Raw genomic sequence first — 16,995 nt, forward strand, 5'->3', positions numbered from 1 at the left:
CCCACGTTCATTTCAAAATAATCGTGAATATGGACAACATTGCATTTTGCCCCGAAAGGCTCGGCAATTTCCATAATTTTATGGGTTACCAATAATTCATCTTCTTGAAAATCAGCCGCATATAAAAAGTGCTGTGGATAATGAATGAGCGCAGTTTGTGGAATAATCCAAACGGGACAATCAGATTTTTTCATTACTTTTTGAGCATTCGTACCAAGCCATTTGTCCAAAAAATTGGTGGCCCCTTTCGTTCCCATTACAATCATATCCGCTTGAATTTCATTGGCCATATCAACTATTTTATCGGCAATAAATCCGTATTCAACTCGGCTCGAAACTCGGTCAGGCTGTAAACCTGTATTTTTCAAAAATTCTTTTGTAAATTTTTCCAGATTATCCTGTGCAGTCCGCTTGTTTTCCATGATAAAATTCTCGATATCATTGGGTAATTGGTACTCAGAAATGGTTGGAACCGTATATACATTGAGAAGCACAATATTGGCGTTCATGCGATTTGCAACCATTCCTGCGTACCCAGAGGCATGAACGGCATTGCTACTAAAATCTGTCGGAAAAAGAATCGTTTTCATGTCTTATTTTTTATAATTTATGAAACAAAATTCACCCAAAAAATAGATTTATTATATGATGATTCATAGGCAAAAGTATGATTTTTGTCACAAACACAAATAGGAATCATCATGTTTTTTAATATTATTTGGAAGGACCTTTGAGGAAATGAACAAATTATCATGACTGATTCCAAAACATCGACTCTTTGTTATCATTGCGGACTTGAATGCCCTGACGAAAATATTCATATTGAAGAAAAATACTTTTGTTGCAATGGTTGTAAAACGGTTTACCAAATACTGGACGAAAATAATTTATGTCAGTATTATAACCTCGAAAAAATGGCGGGCAATACGCCACAAATAGGAGCATTTGCCTATTTAGAAAACCCTACAATTATCACAGAACTGCTTGATTTTCAGAACAATACTATTTCTAAAGTCACTTTTTATATTCCTACCATTCATTGTAGTTCATGCTTATATTTACTCGAAAACTTATATCGACTAAATACAACCATTGAACGTTCTGACGTTGACTTTTTGAAAAAACAGGTCAGTATAACTTTCCAGCAACAAACAATCAGTCTGCGACAAGTTGCAGAATTATTGACCTCTTTGGGCTACGAACCTTTGATTTCTCAACGTGATGTAATGAAGGAAAAACAATACCCAATTGAGCGAAAATTACTTACTCAATTAGGCGTTGCAGGGTTTTGTGCTGGAAATATTATGCTATTTAGTTTTCCTGAATATTTGGGTTTGCAAGATACCACTTACAAACATCTTTTTGGCTATTTAAATATCGTTTTAGCTACGCCAGTGGTGTTTTATTCGGCTTCTGGATATTTTGATTCGGTTTTTAAAAGCCTCAAAAAAGGAATTATCAACATTGATTTTCCCATACTTTTGAGCATTTTAGTGGCTTTTTCCGTAGGTATTTATCAAGTTGTTTTCAAACAAGGAGCGGGATATTTTGATTCGGTAACTGGCTTGATTTTTTTCTTATTAATTGGCAAATGGTTTCAACAAAAAACCTACAACTTTTTGTCGTTCGAGCGGGATTATAAATCCTATTTTCCTATGGCCGTAACTCGCATTTTATTTGGAAAAGAAGAGCCTATTTCGATAAGTGAGTTGAAAAAAGGCGATAAAATACTGGTCAGAAATGGCGAATTAATTCCCGCAGATTCAATGCTTTATAAAGGAAATGCGCAAATTGATTATAGCTTTGTCACGGGTGAAGCTGCTTTGGAGCCAAAACATTTAGGCGATTTTCTCTTTGCAGGCGGGCGCCAAGTGGGTAGCACGCTCGAAATGGAGGTCTTGAAAGAAGTTTCGCAAAGTTATTTAACCCAGCTTTGGAATAATGATACTTTCCAAAAAACCCAAGAAAGTCGAATTAAAAATTTTTCAAATTTAGTTGGCAAATATTTTACTTTTGGCATACTCACCTTGGCGTTTTCGGTGGCCACTTATTGGTATTTTCAAGATTCGTCAAGGCTTTTAAATGCGTTCGTTTCAATCTTGATAATTGCCTGTCCGTGTACTTTATCTTTGAGTTATCCTTTTGCGTTGGGAAATGGTTTGAGGCTTTTAGGAAAACAGCATTTTTACCTAAAAAATGGGGAGGTCATTGAACAAATGGCAAATTGTGACACCATTGTTTTTGATAAAACAGGAACCATTACCAAATCCGAAAATTCTTTTCCAATTTTTCGTGGCAAACGACAACTTTCGCTCTTTGAAAAACAGTTAGTTGCTTCATTAGTGAGCAATTCGTCGCACCCAATTTCGGTAAAGATTAAAGGAGTTTTAGCGAATAATGAATTACTTAACATTCATTATTTCAAAGAAATTTCGGGCAAAGGAATCTCAGGCGATTATGAAGGAATGGAATTAATATTAGGTTCAAAATCGTGGTTAAAGGTGTTAGAAACGCCAAATAAATCGTCAAAAGTTGTATCATCCGAAGCACATTTAGCAATTAATGGCATCTATTTAGGGTATTTTGAAATCCCAAATTCTTATCGACAAGGCATTGAATATACCGTCAAAAAATTGACGCAAAATTATGATACTTATTTACTTTCGGGCGATAATGATGCTGACCGTCAGAAATTAGAAGAGGTATTTATGGTCAAGAATAATTTAGTTTTTGGGTGTTCCCCACAAGAGAAATTAGTCTTCATCAAAAAGTTACAAAATGAAGGTAAAAAAGTAATCATGATTGGCGATGGACTCAATGATGCAGGGGCTTTAAAACAGGCAGATGTAGGCATTGCAGTTACAGAAAATACCTTGAATTTTACGCCCATGAGTGATGCTATTTTGAAGGCCGAAAACTTAAAAAATCTTCCTAAGTTCTTGAATTATAGCAATTTTGGTTTGAAATTAATAAAATTCAGTTACGCATTTTCATTGATGTATAATTTCATTGGGTTAAGTTTTGCCATTCAAGGCAACTTATCTCCAATTATTGCCGCTATTCTAATGCCATTAAATTCAATAACTTTGGTAGGAATTGCGTCTTTAGGAATGATTTGGGGTGGCAAAAAATTATAGCATTAATTAATTAATCAATCAAATAGTGTAAAACCTCTTTCCATGAAAATAGCATTTTTTAGTACCAAGTCGTATGACAAAATTTATTTTGAAAAATACAAGGCAAAAAGCAACCACTTATTCACCTATTTTGAAGCTTCTTTAAGCGAAAGCACCATAAATTTAACGATTGATTTTGATGGCGTTTGTGTATTTGTGAATGATAAAATTGATAAGAAAACCATTGAAAATTTAGCCCAAAATGGCATAAAACTCATTGCGTTACGATGCGCTGGGTTCAATAATGTTGACCTTGAAGCTGCGAAGAAATATGGAATAAAAGTGGTACGAGTTCCTGCTTATTCTCCCCAAGCAGTCGCAGAACACGCCGTGGCACTAATTTTAACTTTAAATCGGAAAACTCATAAAGTGTATAATCGGGTACGAGAAAGTAATTTTTCGTTAGAAAATTTGATAGGATTTAATCTCTACGCCAAAACCATTGGCGTAATTGGCACTGGACAAATCGGTACTGCTTTTTGCAAAATAATGCTTGGATTTGGGTGTAAAGTAATTGGGTATGATATAATCCAATCGGATGAATTAATAGCACAAGGCGTTAAATATCAGTCGATTGAACAAGTTATCGAACAAGCAGACATCATTTCCCTTCATTGCCCACTCAGTCCCGAAACCCAGCATTTATTCAACAAAAAAGCTTTCGCAAAAATGAAAAAAGGTGCGATGCTCATAAACACTAGTCGAGGTGGTTTGATTAATACGCCCGATGCGATTAAAGCCTTGAAAAATGGACATTTAGGTCATTTAGGAATTGATGTTTACGAACAAGAAGGCAATCTTTTTTTCAAAGACTTGTCCGAAAGTATTATTCAAGATGATGTAATTCAGCGACTGATGTCCTTCCCAAATGTGTTAATTACACCGCATCAAGGCTTTTTTACGGACGAAGCACTAACCCAAATAGCCATTACTACGATTGATAATATTACCGATTTTGAGGCGGGTATAGCATTGGAAAATGAGGTAAAAATTTAAGCATTAGCCTTTTAAATAAGCCAATTTTTTTTCGTCTAAGATTTTTATTTCACTTCCATTAATTTCAATTAACCCATCGGATTTAAAGTCACTCAAGGTTCTGATTAAAGATTCGGTGGCAGTGCCAACAACGGAGGCCAAATTATCTCTGGAAATTTTCATGGAAAAATTTTCTTGGGAGTTGTTTTTGTACTTTTTTGATAGCATTACTAAAGCATCAGCCGTTCTTTTTCGGATTGAATTGTAAGCAATTTGGGTTAATTGTTTTTCTTTTTCTTGAATATTATTCGCCAACATTTTAATAAATTGATTCGCAACTAATTGATTACGAGTGATTAACGCTAAGAAATCTTGTTTCGGAATACCAATAATTTCACATTCCTCTAAGGCTTCAGCAGATTCTTGGTATTCGGAATTTTCGATGATTGCAATGTGTCCAAAAAAATCACCAGAATTGTACAATGCCGTGATAAACTCTTTGCCATCTCGGTTAGATTGGTACGTTTTCACTTTACCCGATTTTAAGAAAAAGAATCTAATCGGATCATCCCCTTCTGAATATATAATTTGTTTTTTCTTGATAATATTCACTTTTCTATCCGCCGAAAGCGAAGATAAATCAGTGTGTTTGGTTGCTTTTTGAAAGAATTCTTCAATGCCTTCTTGTGTATTTTTGAAGGAATTGGAAATATTTTCTATCTTTTTCAAACGACTTTCTATCGCATTCAACAATTCAATTTCTTGAAAAGGTTTGGTTAAATAATCATCCGCTCCCATTTCCATTCCTTTACGAAGGTCGGAACGTTCGGTTTTTGCAGTTAAAAAAATGAATGGAATATTCTGTAAATCTGCACTTTGGCTAAAAATATGCAGTACCCCGTAGCCATCCAACACGGGCATCATGATATCACAAACGACCAAATCAGGTTTTGTTTGATTGGCAATTTCAACCCCAATTTTACCGTTTTCTGCGGTAAAAACTTCATAATTGGCAAGTTCCAAAATTTCAGCGGTTGTTTCTCTGATATCGTCGCTGTCTTCAATTAGTAATATTTTTTTCATAGTTTTAAAGGTTTATGGAGACTGTAAACGTGGTACCAACATTCAATTGGCTTTCAACTGAAACTTTACCATTCAGCAGTTCTGCGTAACGAGCAACAATGTGTAAACCAAGTCCTGTTCCTTGAATATTGGTAACATTTGCCCCCCTGAAAAACCGTTCAAAAAGATTTTTTTTATCTTCATTTGAAATACCGATTCCTCTATCAATAACTTTTAGCACAAATGTATCTATTTGATTATCAACAACTAAGCTGATGACTGAATTTTCGGGCGAAAATTTCAAGGCATTTGAACATAAATTGATTATTATTTTTCTCAATAATGATTTATCCAAGTACAATTCATCGTCTCCATTGATCGTAAATTCGATAATTTGTCTATTTTTAGTAATACTTTTCAAATCGAATAAACATTCTTTTACTAAATCTTGTAGGTTGAATAAGCCCATTTGGGTTTCAACTCTTCCTTCTTCTAATTTTCCAACCGATAAAAATTCTTCCAAAATATCCGTCAAATTTCCGACTGCCGCCTTAATTCTATGCGTATGTCTCTCCCGTTTTTCTTGGTCTTGCGTACGTTGGTATTTTTCGATTAAAGACGCAGCCGACTGAATGGTGGTCAAAGGGGTACGAAATTCGTGCGATGCCATGGAAACAAAACGAGATTTCAGTTCTCCCAAATCTTTTTCTTTGTTCAAAGCCACTTCCAAATCCTCCTTCGATTTTTCTAAACTTTTCAGCGTTTCTACTAAAGCATTCGTTCGATTTATCACTTCTTTTTCAAGATTTTCATTCAATTTTTCAATTTCAGATTTTCTATCCAATAATTCCTTTTCTGCTTTTTTCTTGAAAGTTGTATCGTTGATAAATGAAATATAGTAGGGCGTTTCTCCAGATTTGAAGTGGCTTAAACTGATTTCAATGGAGAAAAGAGATCCATCTTTGCGTCTTCCGTTCAAATCCAAACCAATGCCCATTGCCCGAGATTGCGGTCTTTCGGTATAATTATCGAAAGTTTTTTGATGACGCTCTCTGACTTTTTGAGGGATGAGAATATCCAATTCCTGACCCATCAACTCACCAAGTTCATACCCAAAAAGAACATCCGCAAATCGGTTTGAAAGCACAATTTTACCCGCTCGATTCACCATGATTATCCCTATGGCGGCGTGCATGAAAAGTGCCTCGAAACGGGTTTCTTCATCCCGAATTATTTGTTCATTCTGCTTGCGAGGCGTTAGGTCATTTATCCGAATAAAAAAATGCGTTTCATCGTTATGATAAAATATAGAGATTTGCAGCGTTCCCCAAAACTCCGTTTGATTGTGCCTTTGAAACAACACTTCATCCGTCAAAATACGCTCATTTTGGAGTTTTTCTTCGAGCTGCTTATGCTCTTCAATCGTTAATTTTTCTTTTCTGAAACCATGCGGATATTTACTTGTAAATTCTTTTAAATCATCTACTTCCAACATTTGGAGTCCTAATTTATTGATATACATAAACTCACGCTTAGCCACATTATACACACCCATAAAAGAAGGTGTGTCTTCTAAAACAGTTTTTAAGAGTGCAATACTGAAAGGAAAATCCATATAAAAATTCATAATAATATGGCTAAATATACTAAATAGTGGTATATTATCAATACTTTTTTATGGAGTGACACATTGGCAGTGATTGAGAAATAGGCGTTTTTTCAAATTTGGGACTGAGGTATGGAATATCTAAATTGAGTCCTCGGAAAATGAAGAAAATGGCTAAAAGTAAGGTGTAAATTGGCAGATATTTATTAATTTTTTGACGAAAATTTAACGTTAAAAATTTAGGTAAAAGACCAATTGAAAACATCATAGGGGCTGTTCCAAGACCAAAGAAAGCCATAAAAATGGCCCCTTCGGTTGGAGTAGATGCAGCGGAAGCTCCTACAAGAGCTAAATAGACAAATCCACAGGGCAGAAGCCCATTGAGCAAACCTAAAAGGACGAATCCTAAAGGAGATTTGAGTGGAAATACTTTCTTAAAAGTACCCGTTAATAAATGCGTCAATCTTTGAAAAGGACTCCAAGCAATAAGTCGATTCGGTAAGATGAGAAACATCATTAACAATCCAATCAAAATGGATAATTGCTGTTGAAAACCCGCTACAAAAAGTGTTTTACCGAAGTATCCAAAAGCACCTCCCAAAACACTATATGTCAATATTCTGCCAAAATTGTACAGAATTCTACTAATATTAGCTTCTAAAAAAATGAGCTTCCCAACGGGCAAAGCAAGAGCGATTGAGCCGCACATTCCAATGCAATGGAAACTGCCCGCCAAACCCGTCATGAAAGCGATTGAATAAAGAATGTTCATTTTTTAATTGATGGTGAATTCGTCTTCAAGATAATATTCCAAAGCCCCATCATACCAAGTGGCCTGTACTTTCCAACGACCTTTTTGCAAAAGTTTCGTTGAATAAGTGAAGAGTGAAATTTGTTTAATTGGAATGGTGAAATCTAATCTTTTATCGGAAGGACGGAAGAAAGTTACTTCTCCTTTTCTCACGGGCGTTGGGAATCCGATTCTCAAAGCCTGCATTTCGGGTAAGTAGGTCATGGTTTTTACGGTTTTGAAAGCAGCTGAATTGTTGACTTGATTAATGTGTTTTTGGTAATCGATTTCATTTTGATAATAGTTTTTTTGCACTAAATCCACTTTGGTTGTGGCCATTTTATACGCCATTATGCCAACAAATGTGGCAAAAAGCACAAAACTTAAGACGATTGATTTTCCCCAGTTCATGATGTTCTTATTAAATTACGGGTCCTTGAAATTTAGTTTTCACCATGTCAATTACTTTACCATTTGAAATTACTTCTACTTCCACTTTTACCGAACTCTCTTTCAAATATTTCGTTGGAATAAAAATAAAAAAGGATGATTCTGCGACTTCGCTGGGCTTCACCATCATGGCATCGCCAATCATTTTAACTTGTCCATTTCCGCCTTTTACGCTAAACGTCAATGGCATCTTTTGGTAACTTTTATTCACAACTTGAACATTGTATAAATTGCTAATGGTACCATCTTTATTTTCTTGATACATCAATCCTGGTGCTCTCAAAATCGTGGTTTCAATCGTACTTCGAGTGATTAATAAAAAAACCAAAACACTTATTAAAGCCAATAAAACAAATGAATAGGAAGCAATTCTAAAGTTAAATTTAAGCTTCTTCTTTTGCTCAATTCCTTCAATTGAAGCATAACGTATAAGTCCACGTGGCTCCTGAATTTTGTCCATTACTTCATCACAAGCATCAATACAAGCGGTACAGGCGATACATTCCAATTGTGATCCATTACGAATATCAATGCCCGTTGGACACACTTGAACGCATATTTTGCAATCAATACACGAACCATGAACGGGTTCATTTTTACTTTTTGCCACTACTTTTTCCTCCGCACTTTGATGCTTTCCTCTGATTTCTCCTCGGATAAAATCATACGCAACTACGATTGACTTTTTATCCAACATCACGCCTTGAAGCCTGCCATAAGGGCAAACCATTATGCAAACTAATTCTCGGAAACGGGCAAAAACAAAATAGAAAGCACTCGTAAAAATCAAAATGGCTATAAGTCCAATTAAATGATTGAAAGGATTATCAAAAATTATGGCAAATAATTCTTTTTTACCGATAATATAGGCCAGAAATACATTGGCAATGAGAAATGAAAGAACCAAAAATATGGTATGCTTTAGGGTTTTCTTCCAAATTTTTTCGGTATTCCAAGGTTGTTGATCTAAACGTCTTTGCGCATTATGGTCGCCTTCGATGAGAATTTCAACTTTTCTAAAGAGCATTTCCAAAAAAATCGTTTGTGGACAAGCCCAACCGCAAAAAAACCTCCCAAATATCACCGTAAAAAGAATGATAAAAACGATAAATGTGAGCAATCCAATGGCTACTAAATGGAAATCTTGGGGAAAAAATGTAACGCCCAAAAAAATAAATCGACGCTCGATAACATTAAATAGAAACAAAGGATGATTGTCAACTTCTAACCACGGCAAACCCAATAATAGCCCCAAGAGCAACCAAGAAAAATAAGTACGAAGTTTGTAAAAATCACCTGCCACAATCCGAGGGTATATCCAAATTCTCTTCCCAGTCTCCGTTACGTTTGAAAGATGATCTCTAAAATTCGTGGTATCTATTTTTGCTTTGTTCATTTTACTTTGCCGCTGGTTTTTCCAAGGCCGTTGCTACATATTTATCGCCTTGAGGTGATTTTCCATTTTCAGGATTTGTTCCTTGAAATCTGCTTAAATAACTAACCACATGCTGGATTTGAATTGGATTTAACGTTTTTTTCCAAGAAATCATACCTTTTTCAGGAACCCCTTCGGTTAGGGTATGAAAAATATTTTTTGGCGCACCACCGTGCAACCAGAACTCATCCGTCAAATTTGGACCTACACCGCCTTGCCCTTTATCTCCGTGACAAGCCACACAATTTTTAGCGTATAACTTTTCTCCATCTTCCACAGATTTGGCATCTGTCAGTACAATCACATTATTTTCATTCACAGAATTAGCAAATTTTTTCATATACAATTCATTTGCTTTTTCGGCAACCGCTATTTCCTCCGCATATTCGGTAGTCATTACTTTACCATCGCCAATCACATGAAACGTGAAGAAATAAACCACGGCAGTGACAATGGTTGTATAAAACAAATACATAAACCACGGAGGTGTTGGATTATCTAATTCTGCAATTCCATCGTATTTGTGTTCCATTTCCAAATCTTTTTCCATGGAAATGGGCTTCAAACTAAATATTTTTTGCAAAAATGTGCGGTTATCAAGCGCTCGTTGTATTTCAATATCCTCTTCTACTTTGGGTAATAAAGATTTCACAAATCCTTGTAAAGCAAAGGCAATTACTAACAATACAATACACATAATTGACAGTGCCACAAGGAGGATAATTTCAATCGCAGTGGGTTCGTTTGCAGTGTCAATACCTAAAATTGATGCACTTACAGCGTAATTTATCAGTAATAATGGTAGTATTAATAGCTTTTTCATTTCACAGGATTTTTGTCTTCGTTGAGCGGTAAATGACTCATGTAGTTAAGATGTTTTTTGTCAACAATAAATAAGTAAGTACCAACTAAAATGAAGAATATGAAGAATATAAGCAGCGAGGTAATCATCGGAATATCCGCTCCTTGAACATTATTTAAGAATTGTCTAAACATGGTTTTGTTATTTTAGAATGGATAATTGATAGTTGATAGTTGAAAATGGATAATTGACAGTTAATAATGGATAATTGATAATTGACAGTTGATAGTGGATTTTAAATAGTATTTCTTCTGAATTAAATGATAAATATTGAATAAGCCAATTTTAATTATCAATTATCAATTATCCATTGTCAATTATCCATTGTCAACTATCCATTGTCAATTATCCATTGTCAATTAGCTTTTTTAATATCAGTTCCTAATCGTTGTAAATACGCAATCAAGGCTATTATTTCTCTATCTGATTTTACTTTGATATTTTCTTTGGCCAAATTCTCAGAAATCCCTTTTGCTTGTTCTGCCAAATCACTTTCTGCATGATTAATAGCATAATCGTCGTAAGGAACGCCTAACGTTTTCATGGCCTTCAACTTATCTTTTGTACTCGACGTATTCAATTTTTGCTCTAAAAGGAACTCATAAGGAGGCATAATTGAACCTGGCGACATCGACGTGGGGTCTCTCATGTGTTGATAATGCCACGAATCAGGATATTTTCCGCCTTCTCGATGCAAATCTGGCCCTGTTCGCTTTGAACCCCATAAAAATGGATGGTCATACACAAATTCCCCCGCTTTAGAATACTCTCCGTAGCGTTCTGTTTCTGATCTAAATGGTCGAATCATCTGACTATGACACGATACGCAACCTTCTCGGATGTATAAATCCCTACCTTCCAATTCCAAAGGCGTGTATGGTTGCACCGCCGCAATCGTTGGAATATTTGACTTAATCATAAACGTTGGGATAATCTCAATGGCACCGCCAATTCCCACCACCACAAACGACCAAAATAATAGCTGCAAAGGTCTTCTTTCCACCCATCTATGCCAGTAAGTATCTGTTCCTTGTGGAACAAAAACCTTTTCCATGGCAAAAGCTTGAGCGGGTTCGTTGGCCACTAATTTGCCAATTAACATCGTTTTGAAGATGTTATACGCTCCAATTAATGCGCCTGATAAATACATTAATCCTCCCAAAGCCCGTAACATATACATAGGAATTACCTGTAAAGTAGTTTCCAAAAAGCTTGGGTATTTCAAATTACCTTCGGCCGTAAATTCTTTCCACATCATTCCTTGGGTAAAGCCTGAAATATACATGGGAACCGCCCAGAACAATATTCCTAAAGTCCCTAACCAAAAGTGAGCATTCATCAATTTTTTCGAGAACATCTCTCTACCGTACATTTTTGGAATAATGTAATAGATGGTAGCAAACGAAAGGAAACCATTCCAGCCTAACGCTCCCACGTGTACGTGAGCAGGAATCCAGTCCGTATAATGGGCGATGGCATTGATACTTTTGAAAGATAATAGAGGGCCTTCAAAGGTTGCCATTCCGTAAGCGGTAATTCCGACAACCATCATTTTCAACCTCGGGTCTTCTCTAACTTTGTCCCAAGCACCTCTCAAAGTCAATAAACCGTTAATCATTCCACCCCAAGAAGGTGCAATTAGCATAACCGAAAATACAGTTCCTAAAGACTGAGCCCAATCGGGTAAACTTGTATAGAGCAAATGGTGAGGTCCCGCCCAGATATACAAAAATATCAACGACCAGAAATGAAGAATCGATAATTTGTAAGAATAAATGGGGCGATTAGCCATTTTAGGTAAATAATAATACATCAATCCCAAGAAAGGAGTTGTTAAGAAAAATGCAACGGCATTATGACCATACCACCATTGTACTAACGCATCCTGAACACCCGCATAAAGCGAATAACTCTTGGTAAATGAAACTGGAATAGCCAATGAATTTACCACGTGAAGTAAAGCAATCGTAACAAATGTGGCGATATAAAACCAGATTGCTACGTATAAATGTCTCTCACGACGTTTGATAATTGTACCAAACATATTGATACCAAAAATCACCCAAATAACCGTAATAGCAATATCAATGGGCCATTCTAATTCTGCATATTCTTTAGAAGTGCTAAAGCCTAATGGCAAAGAAATAGCAGCGGCTAAAATGATGGCTTGCCAACCCCAAAAATGTATTTTCGAGAGCAAATCACTGTATAACCGAGCTTTGCACAGCCGTTGGAGTGAGTAATAAATTCCCGCAAAAATAGCATTGCCCACAAAGGCAAAAATGACCGCATTCGTATGCAAAGCCCGAATCCGCCCAAAAGTGAAATATTGTGTAACGTTGGCGGCAGGCCAAAAGAGTTGGGTAGCAATTAATAAACCCACCAACAAGCCAACGATTGCAAAAATGATGGAGGCAAGGGCAAAATTCCTTACGATTTTGTTGTCGTATGCAAAATGTTCAACATTCGTGTTAGAAATCGGCGTCGTAATGTTTTCTGTAATAGCTGTCATCTGGTTTAACTTCGGTTAAATTTTTCTACTTGTATCATTTTTAGGGCTTTGCAGCGATGACATTCTTTATCGCATTTACACCTTTTCAAGTCGTAATTTGTTGCAATTTTCGGTTGATTTTTCATGGATATAAAAATTAATTTGAACTTTCATCTTCTAACAAAATTCGCATGGCGGGCGTATGTAAATCATCATTTTGCCCCTTCGACATCGACCAAAAAAATGCTCCCAAGAATCCCAATGCCATTAAAAGGCTTAAGCCAATCATAAAAAATATAATGTTCATCGTTGATTGATTTGGAATTTGTTTCTACAAAATTGAGGCTATTTGAAGGAGAGAAATATGAGTAGAATCAGCGGAGAAAGCGGTGTTTGTCAGGTAAGAAACTGACGAAAGTCATGTTTTTGGGAGGAGTGAAAGGGAATTGATAGTTTTAAGGCGTGTTTTATACTATTTGATTTTCAAATCAATACAGCGTGCGTCTAAAGTAAACACGGATAGAATTAAAATAAAGAAAAGGTTTTGATTCTGGATTTGCGATAATGTTGAGAATTGTTAAAGTATTGACTTTCAGACAAAATGATTTTTCAATCAATTATATAACCGTTAGCTATATAATCAAACCGTTAAATAAATTTTATTTGGAATTAATTAATCTATATTACTACATTTATCCTGTTATTACACCATTAAATAAAATTAACTGTTAACACTTTCATTAAAACCACATTTAATTTGAATTGGTTAGCATTGAGGTTTTGCCATGGAAACTCACTCTATTGCTATATAATTCAATTCTTGATTTATTAGTAATTTTTTTTAAGCATATGTTATTTTTCAATCTAAAATAGATTGAGAGGCATTGCAATTTCATTTTTTCCATCTTAAAAATCAAAAAAATGTCAGCAATAGATCCAACAGTAACTTCAAACAATGCAGATGCAATTGTAGTGAGTGAAACAAATCAACTTTCGGAAAGCTATATCGACCCATCGGTATTTAATCCTTTTCATGGTGAGCAACCAAGCGCAAATGAAGAACCTGAAACACAAGCGGGACTACCTCCATTTAATCCTATTCCAAGACCTTTTCCACCTTTTCCAATTGCAAGATTGGCTGTGAGTGGTAGATACAGGGGTGTTTTGGGTTCTTTTGAACTTGAATTGAGAGTTGATGTTGATAGAAATAGACCATTGAATAAGGTAAGTGGCGATTTCTTTCAAATAATAGGAGCAGTAAAGAATTATTATGGCTCATTCGTAATTAATACTCCAACTATAAGTTATAGTTCGACGTTGGTCAACATTGAGGGATTAATAACAGGGACCTTCTCGGCATCATTCCCTTACGTAAAAATTTCGATTCCAAGAAATATTATTTTTTTGCCTGCTGCCAATGCTACCCTTTCATTTTTTGCAAGTGCTACTGGTGCAATGGGAGCAACTTATATAAATGTGTTTGAATCAAGGTTTTTTAGAACCGTGCAATATGAACAAGATAACGTAGCAGGTATTACCCCTTTTGTTTCTTACAATACAGGCTCACTAACATCCGGTGGAGCAGCACGTACATTATCAGTTGCGGGTGCTTATGCTGAATGTGGTATTGAAATGCAAAATACTGGGGGGACAAATATTGTCTCTACGGCAAGTATTGGAGCCTCGTGGAGTGATAGCGAACTGCACACAGCAATGGTCAATAATTTCACTTCATGGGCAGACCAACCCAATTGGCGTGTTTGGTTATTAGAAGCCATGTTGCACGATATAGGACCTGGTTTATATGGAATTATGTTTGACCAACAGGGAAGACAACGTCAAGGTTGTGCAGTATTTCATACCGGTATCGGTGGAACTACAGCTACTCAACAGAGATTGCAACTTTATACCTATGTACATGAATTGGGACATAGCTTCAATTTGCTTCATTCATGGCAAAAACATTTAGGAAGCCCTTCTATTCCAAGCCGTCCTACTTCGTTATCTTGGATGAATTACCCTTGGAATAATGCATTTGGTAACCCCGCAAATTTCTGGAATAACTTTGCATTTCAATTTGATAATGAAGAAGTTACACATTTACGTCATGCTTTCAGAAATAATGTAATAATGGGAGGTAGTAATTTTGCTGTTGGTTCAGCGCTTTATCAGCATAGTGACCTCTCTGATTTTCAAGATGCGATCGAGAATAACTCTGGCTTAAATTTACGTATTGAGGCTCGAAATTCTTATGCTTTTGGAGAACCAGTGGTTGTTGATTTAAAATTATCAACCTACGATTTACGTGGAAAAATGGTAAATGCACGGCTTCATCCCAATTTTGACTTTGTAAGAATTGCTATCCAGAAACCTAATAATGAGGTAGTAATTTATGAGCCACTAATGGAGCATTTAGCCTTAGCTGATATAAAAACTATTGGCACTGATACGCCTGCTATTTATGAAAGTGCTTATATAGGATTTGGAAAAAGTGGTTTTACTTTTGATCAAATGGGATTTTACACTGTCAAAGCTGTATATTTATCAATGGATGGAAGCCCTGTAGTTTCAAACGAGATAACCCTGAGAGTAAAGTCTCCTGTTACAGCCAGCGAAGATGAGATTGCCGATTTATACTTAGGAAATGATCAGGGATACTTGTTTTATTTATTAGGTTCTGATTCTGATAGCCTAAAAAATGGTAATGCCGCACTTGATTTAGTAATTGATAAATACCCCAAAAACTCTTTATCTTCCTATGCTTCTCTTGTGAAAGGAATCAATGCCAGTAGAAATTACAAAACCATTACCGTCGACAAAGACATTAAAAATATTAATGTCCGTACAAGTAATGAATCATTGAATAAAATAATGATTGAACAAGTTGTAAAACATTCAAAAGGGAATGATGGCGTGGATAATATTACACTTAATATGGCAATGAGAAATATGGCATTATGTCAAAAAGATGCAGGTAATGAAGTGGCAGCAACCGAAACATTAAATGAAATGGTTGGTATTTTTGAGAAAAAAGGCTTAAAATCTAATATTATAGATGATATTAAAGCCCAAGCCAACTTGATTTAAAACGCTGTATTCATTAAAGTATATGGCAGTCTTTCATGTAATCGGAAGGCTGTCATATACTTCCTATTAAATTATTTTCCCTCCGTCAATTCCTCATAAGCCGATTGCAATCCACGACCAATTCCGTCGCCTTTCCATTCCGTAACGCCTGGAATTACTGTTGCTTTAACCACTTCTTCTTTCGATTTTCCTGCTTTAATTTCTGAATCCACAAATACCAATAATTTTTCCAAATAATCTTTGAAGGCTTTTATATCTTCTTTATTTCCTGTGATTTTCTCAGGGTCAAAGGCATGTCCAAATACAAAAATTGTATCATTATCGAATGTATTCAGCGTTTTGTCTAACACTTTAATCCAACTATTAACATTGGCACCCGCAGTTCTGTCCACAAAAGGATAACGGCGATTAAACAATAAATCACCCATGTGGGCAACGTTGGCATTTTCAAAATGGATGATAGAATCACCATTCGTATGGCCCGCTCCGAAATAGTGCGCTTTGATATGCTCTTTTCCAACTTTTTGTCTCCATGTATCCGAGAAAGTCACATCTGGAAATAGTTGTTTTTCTTCCGTTTTTTGTTTTTGAGCAACCGTTTTTTGATTCAAAAGTGAGTTTTGATGCGCTACTACGTGTTCAACCAAACCTTTGAAAGCAATATTTCCGCCCGAATGGTCTCCGTGATGATGCGTATTAATCAATAATTTGAATGGATTAGTCGATTGTTTTTTCAACTCATCAATCAAATGTTGTGATTGTTCTGGAAACTGGGAATCGACCACAATCATGCCTTTGGACGTATTTAAGTAGGCAATTGTTCCGCCTTTCTCAGTAAAAACATTTACGCCGCCACGTACTTCTTTGATTTTATAGGGCGTGTCTGTGACCGTTTTTGCCCATAAGCCATTGCGTAAAAGGCTAAATGCTCCGAGGGTTAGAGCCGATTTTTGGATAAAATTTCTACGATTCATTAATTAATTTTTAGACTGTTGAGGATTTGGGGAAGCTCCTTTTAAAAATTAGCTTTTAATTTTTTCAAAAATTTACATGTTAAATAA

General features: G+C 35.8%; 14 protein-coding genes. 3 read left to right on the forward strand and 11 right to left on the reverse strand.

Going from position 1 to position 16,995, the window contains the following annotated elements:
- The coding region (locus AC1W31_RS10630) for a universal stress protein (RefSeq protein WP_481734421.1) at nt 1-590 on the reverse strand (590 nt) is incomplete at its 3' end.
- Between the two features lie 162 nt (nt 591-752).
- On the opposite strand from AC1W31_RS10630, the gene AC1W31_RS10635 reads away from it, so the two are divergent.
- Both AC1W31_RS10635 and AC1W31_RS10640 read left to right on the forward strand, forming a co-directional pair.
- Nucleotides 753-3,137, forward strand: coding sequence for a heavy metal translocating P-type ATPase (locus AC1W31_RS10635; protein WP_481734422.1), 2,385 nt, complete (start codon nt 753-755; stop codon nt 3,135-3,137).
- A gap of 42 nt (nt 3,138-3,179) precedes the next feature.
- Nucleotides 3,180-4,172: a 2-hydroxyacid dehydrogenase gene (locus AC1W31_RS10640; RefSeq protein ID WP_481734423.1), complete on the forward strand. Its 993-nt coding sequence runs from the start codon at nt 3,180-3,182 to the stop codon at nt 4,170-4,172.
- 3 nt (nt 4,173-4,175) lie between these two features.
- Here AC1W31_RS10640 and AC1W31_RS10645 read toward each other — a convergent pair whose 3' ends face one another.
- The 9 genes from AC1W31_RS10645 to ccoS form a co-directional block, all read right to left on the reverse strand.
- Nucleotides 4,176-5,234 carry a response regulator gene (locus AC1W31_RS10645; RefSeq protein ID WP_481734424.1) on the reverse strand — a complete coding sequence of 353 codons (1,059 nt, stop codon included), beginning with the start codon at nt 5,232-5,234 and terminating at the stop codon, nt 4,176-4,178.
- A 4-nt stretch (nt 5,235-5,238) separates the two neighbouring features.
- Entirely contained in the window at nt 5,239-6,840 is a 1,602-nt protein-coding gene (locus AC1W31_RS10650; protein WP_481734425.1) for a sensor histidine kinase, read from the reverse strand.
- A gap of 37 nt (nt 6,841-6,877) precedes the next feature.
- Nucleotides 6,878-7,591: a sulfite exporter TauE/SafE family protein gene (locus AC1W31_RS10655; RefSeq protein WP_481734426.1), complete on the reverse strand. Its 714-nt coding sequence runs from the start codon at nt 7,589-7,591 to the stop codon at nt 6,878-6,880.
- A gap of 3 nt (nt 7,592-7,594) precedes the next feature.
- Nucleotides 7,595-8,020, reverse strand: a complete 426-nt coding sequence (locus tag AC1W31_RS10660) for a FixH family protein (protein WP_481734427.1) — start codon at nt 8,018-8,020, stop codon at nt 7,595-7,597.
- Nucleotides 8,021-8,030: 10 nt separating this feature from the next.
- The gene (ccoG, locus tag AC1W31_RS10665; protein WP_481734428.1) at nt 8,031-9,455 is read right to left on the reverse strand and encodes a cytochrome c oxidase accessory protein CcoG; all 1,425 of its coding nucleotides are present in this window, start codon (nt 9,453-9,455) and stop codon (nt 8,031-8,033) included.
- Between the two features lies 1 nt (nt 9,456).
- Nucleotides 9,457-10,317 (reverse strand): cbb3-type cytochrome c oxidase N-terminal domain-containing protein, encoded by an 861-nt coding sequence (locus AC1W31_RS10670; protein ID WP_481734429.1) that lies wholly within the window; start codon nt 10,315-10,317, stop codon nt 9,457-9,459.
- Nucleotides 10,314-10,490, reverse strand: coding sequence for a hypothetical protein (locus AC1W31_RS10675; RefSeq protein ID WP_481734430.1), 177 nt, complete (start codon nt 10,488-10,490; stop codon nt 10,314-10,316). Before AC1W31_RS10675 ends, AC1W31_RS10670 begins: the two co-directional genes overlap by 4 nt.
- A gap of 221 nt (nt 10,491-10,711) precedes the next feature.
- A complete protein-coding gene (gene ccoN, locus AC1W31_RS10680; RefSeq protein WP_481734431.1) occupies nt 10,712-12,868 on the reverse strand; it encodes a cytochrome-c oxidase, cbb3-type subunit I in 2,157 nt (718 codons plus the stop codon).
- 136 nt (nt 12,869-13,004) lie between these two features.
- Nucleotides 13,005-13,154 carry a cbb3-type cytochrome oxidase assembly protein CcoS gene (gene ccoS / locus AC1W31_RS10685; protein WP_481734432.1) on the reverse strand — a complete coding sequence of 50 codons (150 nt, stop codon included), beginning with the start codon at nt 13,152-13,154 and terminating at the stop codon, nt 13,005-13,007.
- Between the two features lie 614 nt (nt 13,155-13,768).
- On the opposite strand from ccoS, the gene AC1W31_RS10690 reads away from it, so the two are divergent.
- The gene (locus AC1W31_RS10690) at nt 13,769-15,934 is read left to right on the forward strand and encodes a hypothetical protein (RefSeq protein WP_481734433.1); all 2,166 of its coding nucleotides are present in this window, start codon (nt 13,769-13,771) and stop codon (nt 15,932-15,934) included.
- Between the two features lie 71 nt (nt 15,935-16,005).
- Here the strand turns inward: AC1W31_RS10690 and AC1W31_RS10695 are convergent, their stop codons facing one another.
- Nucleotides 16,006-16,908, reverse strand: a complete 903-nt coding sequence (locus tag AC1W31_RS10695; protein ID WP_481734434.1) for an MBL fold metallo-hydrolase — start codon at nt 16,906-16,908, stop codon at nt 16,006-16,008.
- Nucleotides 16,909-16,995 lie beyond the last annotated feature (87 nt).

The sequence above is a fragment of the Arcicella sp. genome (assembly GCF_964672035.1).